The sequence below is a fragment of the Georgenia sp. TF02-10 genome (genome assembly GCF_022759505.1).
Taxonomy (GTDB): Bacteria; Actinomycetota; Actinomycetes; order Actinomycetales; family Actinomycetaceae; genus TF02-10.
Map to the genome: position 1 here is coordinate 3,174,652 of NZ_CP094289.1, position 13,228 is coordinate 3,187,879.

Sequence of the window (13,228 nt, forward strand, 5' to 3'; positions counted from 1 at the left end):
GGCGGCCCCACGGGTCGGTCCGCCCGCCCGGCTCAGCCGGTGTTCTGCAGCCCGGCGGCCACGCCCTTGAGGGTGAGCAGCAGCAGGGTGCGCGCGTCGGCGCCGTCGCCGCCGGCCTCACCACCCCCGCCGGCCGCCGTCGTCCCGGCCGCGCCGGCCGGGGCCCGCAGCGCCCGCAGCGCGCGGAGCTGGAGGAGGGACAGCGCGTCGACGTAGGGGTTGCGCATCTGCACGGCGCGGCCGAGCACCCGGTGCCCCTCGAGCAGGCGGGCGTGGCCGGTGATGGCGAGCACCCAGTGGGTGGTCAGGTCCAGCTCGGCCAGGACGAGGTCGGCCAGGTCGGGCCGGTCGCCCAGGGCCAGGTAGCGCTCGGCGATGCGCCGGTCGGTCTTGGCCAGGGACATCTCGACGTTGTCGATCATCGTCGTCAGCAGCGGCCACTCGGCGTAGGCCCGGCGCAGCAGCGCCAGGTCCCCGACCCGGTCCAGGGCGGTGCCCAGCCCGAACCAGCCGGTGAGGTTGATACGGGCCTGGGTCCAGGCGAAGTTCCACGGGATGGCGCGCAGGTCCTCCAGGGACTCCACCGACAGCCCGCGCCGGGCCGGCCGGGACCCGATCGCCAGGTCGCCGATCTCCTCCTGCGGGGTGACCTGGGCGAACCAGGCGGGGAACCCCTCGGCGCGGACCAGCTGGTAGAAGCGCGCGCGGGAGACCTCGTCCAGGCGCCCGGCCAGGTCGGCGTAGCGGCGGGCGGCGTCGGCGTTGCGCTGCTCGGTCGAGGGCGCCGAGGCCATCAGGGTGGCGGCGGCCACCTGCTCAACGTGCCGGACCGCGATGGCCGGGTTGCCGTACCGGGCGGTGATGACCTCGCCCTGCTCGGTGACCTTGAACCGCAGGTCCACCGAGCCGGGGGGCTGGGCGAGGATGGCCCGGTTGGCCGGCCCGCCGCCGCGGCCCAGCGCCCCGCCGCGGCCGTGGAACTGGGTGACCACGACGTCGTTCGCCGCCGCCCAGGCGGTGATCCGTTCCTGGGCCTCGTACAGGGCGAGGGTGGCGGCGACCGGGCCGACGTCCTTGGCGGAGTCGGAGTAGCCGAGCATCACCTCCATCCGCCGGCCGGTCTGGTCCAGCCGGCGCTGCACCGCGGGCAGCTGGAGCATCTCGGTGAGCACCTGCGGGGCGGCGCGGAGGTCGTCGAAGGTCTCGAACAGCGGGATGACGTCCAGGACCGGGGCCGCCTCCGGGGAGCCGGCGGCGAGCTCGGCGAGGGCGTAGACGTCGGCGATGTTCTGCGCGGACTGGGTGAAGGAGACGATGTAGCGCCGGCAGGCCTCGACGCCGTGCCGCTGCTGGACGGCGGCGACGGCCCGGAAGGTGTCCAGCACCTCCTCCGGCGGCACCGCGGGCTTCTCGACGGCGGCCGGGTCGGCGGCCCAGGCGAGGGTCTGGCTGTGGACCTTGGCGTGCTGGCGCACCTCGAGCTCGGCGAGGTGGAACCCGAAGGTGTCCAGCTGCCAGATGAGCCGCTGCAGCTCCCCGAACGCGGCGCGGGCGGCACCGGCCGCGGCGAGGGAGTCCTGGACGGTGCCGAGCTCGGCCCGCAGCTCCGTGGGACCGGCGTAGGCCAGGTCGGCGTCCCGGCGCCGGGTGGCGCCGATGCGCTCGGCGAGGACCAGCAGCACGCTGCGGTGCGTCTCCCCGGGGGAGGCGGCCGCGGCCTGGGCGGCCAGCTCGGGGGCGAGCTGGCGCTGGCGGGCCCACAGGCCGGCCAGCGCCTCGCTCGGCGGCGCGAAGCGGTCCTCCACGGTCAGGCCGACGGCGACCGCCCGGGCGGTGCGCTCCAGCGCGAGCAGCACCCGCTCGGCGGCCTGCCCGGCGGCCTGCCGGGTGATCGCGGCGGTGACGTTGGGGTTGCCGTCCCGGTCCCCGCCGATCCAGGTGCCCAGCCGGACGAAGGCCGGCGCCCGCGGCGGGGTGTGGCCCGCCTCGGGGCCCTGCAGCCAGTCGTCCATCCGGCGGTAGACCTCGGCGAAGACCTCGGACAGCGAGGCGTCGAAGACGGCGAGGGAGGTGCGGACCTCGTCCAGCGGGGAGGGGTTGGCCGGCCGCAGCTGGGCGGTGCGCCAGAGGACGTCGATCTCCGCGAGGAGCTCGCGCTCGTTCGCGGCGAGGGCCCCGGCGCCGAGGCGCGGGTCGTCCCGGTCGTCCAGGAGGGTGGCCAGGCGGCGGAGGGAGCCGGCGACGGCGTTGCGGCGCGCCTCGGTGGGGTGGGCGGTCAGCACCGGGTGGAACCGGAGCTCGCCCAGCCGGCGGGCCGCCTCCTCCTCCCCGACCTCGGCGGCCAGGTGGGCGTAGGCGGCGGCCACGGAGTCCGCCGGGCGCTGCTCGGCCAGCGGGACGCTGCCGTCGCGGCCGCGCAGGGTGCGGACCCGGTGCTGCTCCTCGGCGAGGTTGGACAGGTGGAAGTAGCAGGTGAAGGCCCGGGCCACCTCCTCGGCGCGGGCCGGGGTGAACCGGGCGACGAGCTCCTCGGCCCGGGCGAGGTGGTCGCCGGCGGGGTCGTCGACGGCGGCGATGACGAGCTCGCGGAGCTCCTCGACGTCCTCGAACAGCCCGTCGTGGCCGTACTCGGTGAGCACCCGCCCCAGCAGCCCGCCGAGGAGGCGGACGTCCCGGCGCATGGCCTCGGGGATCTCGTGGCGGGCGGCGCCGCGGGTGTGCTGGCCGGCGGGGGTGGGCTGGCCGGCAGGGGTCGGCTGGCCGGGAGAGGTGGGCTCGCCGGCGGGCTGGCCGGCGGAGCGGGTGGGGGCCTGGCTCATACCGGCAGGCTACCCACGCGTCCGCGGCGCGGACGCTCCGGACCAGTCCCTGGTCGACGCAGGGGTGGCAGCTGCCGGAAGGGGACGCCAGCGTCCGGGTGGCCACCGACGGCGACCAGTCCGTACCTCACCGTGTCCAGCCTTCGGGCCGCAGCGTCCAGGCAGCGGGCTACAGCGTCCAGGTGGCCCCGGCGGCGGCGACGTCCACCGGGCCCGGGTAGGCCTGCTGCGCCTCCGCACGCACCGTCTGCGGGTCGGTCCACGGCTGCAGGTGGGTCAGCACCAGCCGGCGGACCCCGGCGGCGGCGGCGAGCTCGCCGGCCCGGCGGCCGGTGAGGTGGATGCCGCGGGCGGTGTCCCGGCCCTCCTGGAAGGCGGCCTCGCTGAGCAGCAGGTCGACCCCGCGGGCCAGGTCCGTCACCCCCGCGCAGGCGTCGGTGTCGCCGGTGTAGGCCAGCGTCACGGTGCCCGGCCCCCGGTCGCTGGGCCCGGTGACCCGGATGCCGTACGCCGGCACCGGGTGGTGCACCGGGAAGGACTCCAGCCGCAGCGGGCCCACGTCGACCGCGGTGCCCGGGCGGTGCTCGGCGAAGGTCAGCTCCCCGGTGTAGCTCTCCGCCGGGCCGTCCCCGCCCACCCCGCGGACCCGCTCCAGGGCGCCGGCCGGGGCCAGCACCGGCAGCGGGGCGAGCGGCCCGGCGGGGTGCCAGCGGCGGTAGACCTGCATGCCGATGACGTCGACCATGTGGTCGGCGTGCAGGTGGGACAGGACGAGGAGGTCCAGCGCGGCGGGGTCGAGGTGGTTCATCAGCGCCCCCATCGCCCCCGGGCCCAGGTCCAGGACCACCGACCAGGTGCGCCGCCGGCCGTCCTCGCCCACGCCGTCGGCCTGGACGAGGTAGCACGAGGCCGCCGACGCCGGCCCGGACATCGAGCCCGAGCAGCCGACGACGGTCAGCCTCACCGGGCGTCCGCCAGGACCTCGGGGGCGTCCGCCAGGACCTCGGGGCCGCGCACGGCGCTGACCTCGGGGCCGAGGAAGCGGCGCGCCAGGCGGGTGAACTGCGCGGCGTCGCCGGTGGCCAGGAAGCGGTGGGTGGGCGGGCCGGCGTCGGCCGGGCGGGAGAGCCCGTTCGCCACCAGGGCGCGGTAGACGTCCTTGGCGGTCTCCTCGGCGGAGGAGACCAGGGTGACGCCGTCGCCCATGACGTAGGCGATCGCGCCGGTGAGGAGGGGGTAGTGGGTGCAGCCCAGGACCAGGGTGTCCACCCCGGCGGCGCGGACCGGGGCGAGGTACTCCTCGGCGGCGGCCAGCACCTCCGGCCCGGAGGTGATCCCGCGCTCGACGAGGTCGACGAACGCCGGCGCGGCGGCCATGGTCAGCTGCAGGTCCGGGGCCGCGGCGAAGGCGTCCCGGTAGGCCCCGGAGTCGATCGTCGCCCGGGTGCCGATGACCCCGACCCGGCCGGTGCGGGTCGCGGCGACGGCGCGGCGCACCGCCGGCTGGATGACCTCCACCACCGGCACCCCGGCGTCGACGGTGTACCGCTCGCGGGCGTCGCGCAGCACGGCGGAGGAGGCGGAGTTGCACGCGATGACGAGCATCTTCACGCCGGAGACGACGAGCCGGTCCATGACCTCCAGGGCGAGGGCCCGGACCTGGGCGATCGGCTTGGGGCCGTAGGGGGCGTTGGCCGTGTCGCCGATGTACAGGACGGACTCCCCCGGCAGCTGGTCCAGCACGGCGCGGGCCACCGTCAGCCCGCCCACCCCGGAGTCGAAGATACCGATGGGTGCGTCCACGGCTCGCGAGCCTACCGACGGCGGTTGCGGCGGTGCAGGGCCTCCAGCAGTGACTCCTGCCACCACGTCAGCGCGGTGTACATGGTGGCCAGGGCGTCCGTGACCTCGTCCTCCGGACCGGGGTCGGGGTCGCGACCGGGGTCGCGGCCCGGCCCGGGGCGGCGGCGGGCCGGGTGGCCGGCCTCGGCGCGGGCCTGCACCGCCTCGGCGTCGGCCTCGTCCTCGATGCCCAGCCGGACGGCCAGCACCAGGCGCACGTCGGTCAGCGCGGCGAGCCAGTCCTGCTCCTGGCCGGTGCGGACCAGGACGACGTCGCCCGCGCCCTCGCGCAGCGCCTCCCGCACGGTGGCCAGCCGGGCGACCTTGCCCGCCCGCAGGCCCTGCTCGGTCAGCGTGCGCAGCTCGGCGGCCAGCTCGGGGTCGTCCTGGCTCATCGGCGGCAGGAGCCGGGCGACGGCGGGGTCGGCCGGGACGTCCGGGCCGGCCTGGCCCGGGGTGAAGTCCAGGGCGGCGAGGACCGCGGCGTCGCCGTCGGCCTCCGCCGCGCGGGGGTCGGGGGCCTCCTCGAGGCGGGTGCCGAGCAGCTCGGCGACGTCGGTGACCAGGCGGCGCAGGATGCGCCGCTCGGCGGGGTCCACCCGGGCGGCGTGGCCGCCGGGGACGGGGACGAAGGCCTGCACTACTCCCCCTCCTCCTCGACGGTGGCCCACAGGCCGTAGCCGTGCATCGCCGTGACGTCGGTCTCCATCTGCTCGCGGTGCCCGCGGGAGACGACGGCCCGGCCGCGGGTGTGGACCTGGAGCATGAGGCGGCGGGCGGTCGGCTCGTCGTAGCCGAAGTAGGTCTGGAAGACGTAGGTCACGTAGGACATCAGGTTGACCGGGTCGTCCCAGACGACGGTGCGCCAGGGCCGCTCGGGCGCCTGCTGCTCGGCCTGCTCGGGCGCCTCCTGGCCGGCCGGGGCGGCGGGGGCGGCCGGGGCTTCCGGCGCGGCCGGGGTGGCCTGGCCGGCCGGGGCGCGGGAGGTGGGGTGGGCCAGCACGCTCATCCCCTCACTCTAGGCAGCGCTACCGTGCTCACCATGCTGAGCGCCGGGAGCACCGCCCTGCTGACCGACATGTACGAGCTGACCATGGTCCAGGCGGCCCTGAAGGCGGGCACCGCCGAGCGGCGCAGCGTCTTCGAGGTCTTCACCCGGCGGCTGCCCGGGGGCCGCCGGTTCGGCGTGGTGGCCGGGACCGGGCGCCTGCTCGAGGCCGTCGCGGCGTTCCGGTTCGGCCCGGCCGAGCTGGACTACCTCGCCCGGGCCGGCGTCGTCGACGAGCCCACCCTGGAGTTCCTCCGCGACTACCGCTTCACCGGCGACATCACCGGCTACCCCGAGGGGGAGTGCTTCTTCCCCGGCTCGCCGGTGCTCACCGTCGAGGGCACCTTCGCCGAGGCGGTCGTGCTGGAGACCGTCATCCTGTCCATCCTCAACCACGACTCCGCGGTGGCGGCGGCGGCGTCGCGGATGACCATCGCCGCCCACGGGCGGCCCTGCCTGGAGATGGGCGCCCGGCGCACCCACGAGGAGGCCGCCGTCGCCGCGGCGCGCGCCGCCGTCGTCGGCGGGTTCACCGGGACCTCGGCGCTGGAGGCGGGCCGGCGCTACGGCCTGCGCACCATCGGCACCGCCGCGCACTCCTTCACCCTGCTGCACGACGACGAGGAGGCCGCCTTCGCCGCCCAGGTCGCCGCGCTCGGGCCCGGGACGACGCTGCTGGTGGACACCTACGACGTCACCGCGGGCGTGCCCCGGGCCGTGGCCGCGGCACGCGCCGCCGGCGGGGAGCTGGGCGCCGTCCGGCTGGACTCCGGGGACCTGGTGGCCCAGGCGTTCACCGTCCGCGCCCAGCTCGACGACCTCGGGGCGACGTCGACCCGGATCACCGTCACCTCCGACCTGGACGAGTACGCCATCGCCGCGCTCGGCGCCGCGCCGGTGGACGCCTACGGGGTGGGCACCAAGCTGGTCACCGGCTCCGGCCACCCCACCGCCGAGCTGGTGTACAAGCTCGTCGCCCGCGAGGGCCCGGCCGGGCAGATGGTGCCGGTCGCCAAGGCCTCGGCGGCCAAGGCCTCGCTCGGCGGGCGGAAGGTCGCCGGCCGGGTGCTCGACGGCGCGGGCCGGGCCACGGAGGAGCTGGTCGTGGCCTCGGCCGACCCGGGGCCGGGGCTGGCCGCGCTGGCGGAGGCGGGCGCGCGGCCGCTGCAGGTGCCGCTGGTGCGCGGCGGGGAGGCGGTCCTCGACGACGGCGGCGCGGCGGCGGTGGCCGCGGCGGCCGACCGCCACCGGGCGGCGCGGGCGGAGCTGCCCTACGACGCGTGGCGGCTCAGCGAGGGCGAGCCGGGGATCCCGACGCGACACCTGGACCTGGACGGCGGCGGCCGGCCGCGCTGAGCCGAGCCGGCGGCGGCCCGGGCGGGGGACGCCGGACCGGCGAGGACCGGTCCTGCCGAGGGCGCCGGACCGCCGGGTCACCGGGCGGTCAGTCCTGACGAACACGCCGGACCGCCGGGGGCCAGTCCTGCCGACGGACGCCGGACCGGCAGGGGCCAGTCCTGCCGAGCACGCCGCACCGGCGGGGGTCAGTCCTGCAGGATCAGGAGCCGGATCGCGCGCGCCAGCCACTCCTGGTAGGCGGACCGGCTCCAGCCCGCCTCCGACACCAGCTGCGTGTAGCTCTCCGGGGAGATGAGGAACGAGAGCGCGTCGGCCAGCTCTCCATCGCTGCGGGTGCTCCGGCAGAGGCCCTTCTCGCGGAAGACGGCGACGGAGCTGAGCATGTCGGTCCGCCGGTTGCCCTGCAGCTCGTGCAGCCGGCGCGCGACCTCGGCGTCGGCGGCCGCGGCCTCCAGCAGCCGCGGCCAGAGCCGGGCGACGCGCGCGTTGGCGGCCGTGACGAAGTCCAGCTGGAACGCGAGCAGCTCCTCCCCGCCCAGCGGCGCGCTCTGCGCGCCGAGCTCGCGCCCGTGCAGCGGGCCCTCGCCCTCGGAGCCGGCGAAGGCGAGGTCGAAGCTGGCCAGCAGCAACGACGCCTTCGGGCCGTTCTGCTTGACGGTCTCGAGCGAGACGCCGGCGTCCCGCGCGATCCCGGCCAGCGAGGCGCCGGCATAGCCGGACTCGCCGAACGCCCGCGCCGCCGCCTCGAGCACCCGGCGCCGCGTCTGCGCCGCCTGCGCCTCGCGCAACGGGGAGACGTAACGAGCCATCCGAGCCATTGACTGCCCTATCGAGGTAGTGAATACTCCTGCGGTACCTTCAACATCCTACACGGCAGGAGACCGCAGATGTCCTCCCTCCTCCTCTGCAGCACGCCCGTCCACGGGCACGTCACGCCGCTCCTCACCGTGTCGAGCGCGCTCGTCGCGGCCGGGCACGACGTCCGCTTCCTCACCGGCGCCCGCTACCGCCGCGCCGTCGAGCAGACCGGCGCCCGATGGGTCCCGCTGCCGGCCGAGGCGGACTACGACGACCGCGACATGGACGCCGCGTTCCCCGGCCGGACCGGGCGCAGCGGCGCCGACGGCGCCCGGTGGGACCTGCAGCACATCTTCCTCGACCCGGCACCGAGCCAGCTGGCCGCCGTCGACGCGCAGCTGCGCGCCGAGCCCACGGACGCCGTCCTGGTCGAGAGCCTGTTCCTCGGGGCGATGCTGCTGCTGTGCCGCCCGGCGGGCGAGCGCCCGCCGGTCATCAACCTCGGCATCGTGCCGCTGGGCCTGCGCAGCCGCGACACCGCCCCGTTCGCGCTGGGCATCCCGCCGATGCCGGGCCCGGTCGGGCGGCTCCGCAACGCCCTGCTCACCTGGACCGCGGACCGCTTCGTCTTCGCCGCGCTGCAGCGGGCCGCCGAGGAGATGGCACGCACCGTGGTGGGCGCGGAGCTGCGGACCGCGGTGATGAACTACCCGGCGACGGCCGACGCCGTCGTCCAGCTCACCGTGCCCGAGTTCGAGTACCTGCGCAGCGACCTGACGGTGCCGGTGCACTTCGTCGGGCCGGTGTCGCTGGCCGCCGCCTCGGCGACGCCCGAACCGGAGTGGTGGGACGACCTCGACGGGCGGTGCCCCGTCGTGCACGTGACGCAGGGCACCGTGGCCAACGGCGACCTCGAGGAGCTCGTCCTGCCCACCATGCGCGCGCTCGAGGGCCGCGACCTGCTCGTCGTCGCCTCCACCGGCGGGCGGGAGGTGCCGCGGTCCCTCGCCCTGCCCGCCAACGCCCGCATCGCCAGCTACCTCCCCTACGACCGCCTGCTCCCGCGCACCGACGTGCTGGTGACGAACGGCGGGTACGGCGGCGTGCACTACGCGCTCGCCCACGGCGTGCCGGTCGTCGCGGCCGGCAGCACCGAGGACAAGGCGGAGGTGTCGGCGCGGGTGGCCTGGAGCGGAGCGGGCCTGCGCGTGCGCCCGGGCGCGGGCGGGGTGGCCCCCGCCCGCATCCGCCGCGCCGTCGACCGCCTGCTCTCCCAGCCCTCCTACCGGGAGAACGCCCGCCGCCTCGGCGCGGCGATCTCCGCGGCCCCGGGGCCGGCCGGTATCGAGCCGGTGCTCCGCGACCTCGTCGCGGCCAGAGCGGCCTGACGCGCCCCCGGCTTCTCGCGGGTCCCCCTCGAGCGGGTCCCGACGACGACCCGCGAGACCTCGACACCGTCTCCAGCCCGCACCTCACCGTCTCCCGCACACCGCGCATCGTCTCCCGCACCCCTCGGCCCGAAAGGCACGACCATGGACGCTCCTTCACCCGTCCCGCCCGCCCCCGCCGTCCCGGCTGCCCTGCCCGGCGAGCACGCCGAGCGCCTGCGCGCCGCGCTGCACGGCGACCTGCTGATTCCTGGCGACGACGGGTGGGACGCCGCCCGCCAGGCCTGGCAGGTGCGCGTGGACCAGCGGCCCGCCGCGGTCGTCGTCGCGGCCGATGCCGACGACGTGGTCACGACCGTGCGGGCGGCGCGGGAGCTCGGGCTGCGGGTCGCGCCGCAGTCCACCGGCCACGCCGCCGGCACCATCCCCTCGCTGGCCGGCACGATCCTGCTCCGCACCTGGCGGCTCGACGAGGTGACGATCGACGCCGCCGCCGGCACCGCGCGCGTCGGCGCGGGCGCCCTCTGGGGCGACGTCGCCGCTCGTGCGGCCGAGCACGGCCTGGCCGCCGTCGCGGGGATGTCGTCCACGGTGGGCGTGGCGGGGTTGCTCCTCGGCGGCGGCCTGGGGTGGCTCGCCCGCTCCCACGGGCTCGGGGCGAGCAGCCTCGTCTCGATCGACGTCGTCGACGCCCTCGGGCGCACGCTGACCGTCGACGCGGAGCACCACGGCGACCTGTTCTGGGCGGCCCACGGCGGCAGCGCCCCCGTCGTCGTCACGGCGGTCCAGATCCGGCTCCACCCCGTCGCGCAGCTGAGCGCCGGGGCCCTGATGTGGCCGGTCGACCGGGCCGCCGACGTCGCCCACGCCTGGCGGGAGTGGAGCGCCGGCCTGCCCGACACCGTCACCTCGTTGGTCCGCGTGCTGCGCTACCCACCCATCCCCGACATCCCCGAGGCGCTGCGCGGACGCTCCTTCGTGGCCGTCGAGGCGGCGGTCCAGGCGGATCCGTCGTCCGCCGCGGCCCTGCTGCAGCCGCTGCGCGCCCTCGGTCCCGCGCTCGACTCGGTCCGCCCGATGTCGCCCGCCGAGCTCGGCACGGTGCACGGCGACCCGCCCCGACCCTCACCGGCCTACGGCGCGGCGGTGGTGCTGGCGGAGATCACGCCTGAGTCGGTGGACGCGCTGCTGGGCGCGGCGCTGTCCGCGCCGGCGGCGCCGCTGCTCTCGATCGAGCTGCGCCAACTCGGCGGCGCGCTGACACCCGGCCGGGCGGACGGCGGCGCCGTCGCCGCGGTCGACGGCGCGGGGCTGGTCTACGCGGTCGGCATCGTCCCGGTCCCCGAGGCGCTGGAGCCGGTCCGGGCCGCCGCGGCCGCGGTGACCGGGGCGCTCCGGCCGTACGCGTCCGGCACGGTCGTCAAGAACTTCGCCGAGACGCCGGCACCCGCGAGCACCCTGTACGGCGACCAGGTCGACCGCCTGCGCCGGGTGGTGACCGCCTGGGACCCGGACCGGATGATCAGCACCGGGCACCCCATCGACTGACCCGAGCTGGTCGACTGGACCGACCGGAGCCCGTCGACGGCGACCCGCGCACGCTCACCGACGAGCACCTACGCGTCGAGCAGGGCTCCCAGGGCGCGAACGGGTCGACCCGCGGGGGCAGGCGGACGACGTGAGTCAGGATCGCGTCCATGAGTGTCGGTGGCGGCGGCCCGGAACCCCTCGCGCCGGTCAGCGGCGGCCCACGAACCACTGCCGCAGCAGCGCGATCCGGGCCTCGATCTCGTCGGTGCGGGCCAGCGCCACCTCCGGCCCGCCGCACCGGCTGCGCAGCTCGGTGTGGACGACGCCGTGCGGGGTGCCGGAGCGCCGGGACCAGGCCGAGACCAGACTGGCGAGCTCCTTGCGGGCGGCAGCGCGGCGGCGGTGGTCAGCGGCGCCGTCGTCCGGCCCCCGCTCCCCCGCCGCAGCCCCGCGGCGCTGCTGGGCCTTGATCTGCTCGGCCTGCCGCGCGCGCAGGAGGGTGCTGACCTGCTCGGGCTCGAGCAGGCCGGGGATGCCCAGGTACTCCTGCTCCTCGGCCGAGCCGACCTCGGCGCCGGTGCCGAACTCCCCGCCGTCGAAGAGGACCTTGTCGAAGGACGCCTGGGAGCCCAGCGCGGCGAACCCGGGCAGCAGGGCGTCGGAGGCCTGCTCGGTCCGGTTGGCCCGGGCGAGCAGGGCGTCCTCGGGCGTGTAGCCGGCGCCCTTCTCCTCGGCGGTGAGCACCCGGTCCAGGGCGTGGTCGCGCTCCCGCTCGAGCTCGCCGGCCAGGGCGAGCAGGTGCGGCACGGAGGGGAGGAACACCGACGCGGTCTCGCCCCGCCGTCGGGCCCGGACGAACCGGCCCACCGCCTGGGCGAAGAACAGCGGGGTAGCCGTGGCGGTGGCGTAGACGCCCACCGCCAGGCGGGGCACGTCCACCCCCTCGGAGACCATCCGCACCGCGACCATCCAGCGCTGCTGCCCGCCGGCGAAGTCCTCGATCCGGGCCGAGGCGCCGTCGTCGTCGGACAGCACGACGACGGCCGGCTCGCCGGTGAGGTCGCGGAGCATGCGGGCGTAGGCCCGGGCGGTGTCCTGGTTGGTGGCGATCACCAGGCCGCCGGCGTCGGGGACCTGGCGGCGGACCTCGGTCAGCCGCTGGTCGGCGGCGGCGAGGACGGCCGGGACCCACTCCCCCTCCGGGTCCAGCGCGGTGCGCCAGGCCTGGGCGGTCATGTCCTTGGTCAGGGGCTCGCCGAGGGTGGCGGAGACCTCGTCCCCGGCCTTGGTCCGCCAGTGCATCTGCCCGGAGTAGGACAGGAAGATCACCGGCCGGACGACGCCGTCGCGCAGGGCGTCGCCGTAGCCGTAGGAGTAGTCGGCGCGGGAGCGGCGCACGCCGTCGGCGTCCGGGACGTACTCCACGAACGGGATCGCGGCGGTGTCGGACCGGAACGGGGTCCCGGTCAGCGCCAGCCGCCGCCGGGCCGGCTCGAACGCCTCGGCGACGGCGTCGCCCCAGCTGAGCGCGTCCCCGCCGTGGTGCACCTCGTCGAGGATGACGAGGGTGGGCTCGGCGGTGGTCCGCGCCCGGTGCAGGGCGGGGTTGGCGGCGACCTGGGCGTAGGTGACGGCGACGCCGTCGAACGCGGCGCCGTGCCGGCCCTGGGCGTTGGTGAACGCCGGGTCCAGCCGCACCCCGACCCGGGCGGCGGCGTCGGCCCACTGGACCTTGAGGTGCTCGGTCGGGCACACCACGGTCACCCGGCGCACCACGCCGGCGGCGATGAGCTCGGTGGCGACCCGGAGGGCGAAGGTGGTCTTGCCCGCGCCGGGGGTGGCCACGGCGAGGAAGTCCCGCGGCGAACGGTCGAGGTAGGTGCGCAGGGCCTCGGCCTGCCAGGCGCGCAGCCGCGAGGCCGTCCCCCAGGCCGCGCGCGCCGGGTAGGCGGGCGAGAGGCTCTCCGCGGCCGCCGTCGAGACGGCCGCGGGGTGGGGCGGCGTGGGCGTGCGCTCGTGCCGGGCGGTCACTCCCCGGTGCCGGCGTTGTCGCGGCGGCCGCCGAAGGGCCAGCCCCGGCCCTTGGCGCCGTCGTCGCCCCCGGGCTTCATGCCCTCGAAGATGGCCTTGCAGGTCGGGCACACCGGGTACTTCTTCGGGTCGCGGCCGGGGGTCCAGACCTTCCCGCACAGGGCGATGACCGGCTGGCCGGTCACGGCGGACGCGGCGATCTTGTCCTTGCGGACGTAGTGGGCGTACCGCTCGTCGTCCCCCGGCGAGGTCTGCTCGCGGACCTCCTCGCGCTCGAGCACGCTCGTGCCGGACGACGGCGCGGACGTGGGCGGCTGCGGCCTGGTGGGGGCGTCGGGGGTCGAGCTCATGACGGCCAGTGTAGGCACCGGGTGCGGGTCGGGGCGTGTCCTCACGGCCGCTGCCGGGGCGGG

Annotated in this window: 11 protein-coding genes; 3 read left to right on the forward strand and 8 right to left on the reverse strand. The window is 77.0% G+C overall.

Going from position 1 to position 13,228, the window contains the following annotated elements; translation table 11 throughout:
- Positions 1 to 32 precede the first annotated feature (32 nt).
- The 5 genes from MF406_RS14455 to clpS form a co-directional block, all read right to left on the reverse strand.
- Positions 33 to 2,819: a phosphoenolpyruvate carboxylase gene (locus MF406_RS14455; protein WP_371744513.1), complete on the reverse strand. Its 2,787-nt coding sequence runs from the start codon at positions 2,817 to 2,819 to the stop codon at positions 33 to 35.
- Positions 2,820 to 2,988: 169 nt separating this feature from the next.
- Positions 2,989 to 3,783: an MBL fold metallo-hydrolase gene (locus MF406_RS14460; RefSeq protein WP_242895089.1), complete on the reverse strand. Its 795-nt coding sequence runs from the start codon at positions 3,781 to 3,783 to the stop codon at positions 2,989 to 2,991.
- Entirely contained in the window at positions 3,780 to 4,622 is an 843-nt protein-coding gene (gene murI / locus MF406_RS14465; RefSeq protein ID WP_242895091.1) for a glutamate racemase, read from the reverse strand. Before murI ends, MF406_RS14460 begins: the two co-directional genes overlap by 4 nt.
- Positions 4,623 to 4,633: 11 nt before the next feature.
- Entirely contained in the window at positions 4,634 to 5,302 is a 669-nt protein-coding gene (locus MF406_RS14470) for a DUF2017 domain-containing protein (RefSeq protein ID WP_242895092.1), read from the reverse strand.
- Positions 5,302 to 5,670, reverse strand: a complete 369-nt coding sequence (gene clpS, locus MF406_RS14475; RefSeq protein WP_242895100.1) for an ATP-dependent Clp protease adapter ClpS — start codon at positions 5,668 to 5,670, stop codon at positions 5,302 to 5,304. The genes MF406_RS14470 and clpS overlap by 1 nt, the downstream gene beginning before the upstream one ends.
- A 33-nt stretch (positions 5,671 to 5,703) precedes the next feature.
- On the opposite strand from clpS, the gene MF406_RS14480 reads away from it, so the two are divergent.
- Positions 5,704 to 7,065: a nicotinate phosphoribosyltransferase gene (locus MF406_RS14480; RefSeq protein WP_242895107.1), complete on the forward strand. Its 1,362-nt coding sequence runs from the start codon at positions 5,704 to 5,706 to the stop codon at positions 7,063 to 7,065.
- Positions 7,066 to 7,253: 188 nt separating this feature from the next.
- On the opposite strand, the gene MF406_RS14485 is transcribed toward MF406_RS14480, so the two are convergent.
- Positions 7,254 to 7,877, reverse strand: coding sequence for a TetR/AcrR family transcriptional regulator (locus MF406_RS14485; RefSeq protein WP_242895109.1), 624 nt, complete (start codon positions 7,875 to 7,877; stop codon positions 7,254 to 7,256).
- A gap of 78 nt (positions 7,878 to 7,955) precedes the next feature.
- Here MF406_RS14485 and MF406_RS14490 point away from each other — a divergent pair, with 78 nt between their 5' ends.
- Together MF406_RS14490 and MF406_RS14495 are read left to right on the forward strand one after the other, a co-directional pair.
- Positions 7,956 to 9,254, forward strand: coding sequence for a glycosyltransferase (locus tag MF406_RS14490; protein WP_242895111.1), 1,299 nt, complete (start codon positions 7,956 to 7,958; stop codon positions 9,252 to 9,254).
- A 144-nt stretch (positions 9,255 to 9,398) separates the two neighbouring features.
- Positions 9,399 to 10,802 carry an FAD-binding oxidoreductase gene (locus MF406_RS14495; protein ID WP_242895113.1) on the forward strand — a complete coding sequence of 468 codons (1,404 nt, stop codon included), beginning with the start codon at positions 9,399 to 9,401 and terminating at the stop codon, positions 10,800 to 10,802.
- 189 nt (positions 10,803 to 10,991) lie between these two features.
- Here MF406_RS14495 and MF406_RS14500 read toward each other — a convergent pair whose 3' ends face one another.
- A complete protein-coding gene (locus MF406_RS14500; protein WP_242895114.1) occupies positions 10,992 to 12,815 on the reverse strand; it encodes a DEAD/DEAH box helicase in 1,824 nt (607 codons plus the stop codon).
- Entirely contained in the window at positions 12,812 to 13,165 is a 354-nt protein-coding gene (locus tag MF406_RS14505) for a DUF3039 domain-containing protein (RefSeq protein ID WP_242895116.1), read from the reverse strand. Before MF406_RS14505 ends, MF406_RS14500 begins: the two co-directional genes overlap by 4 nt.
- Positions 13,166 to 13,228 lie beyond the last annotated feature (63 nt).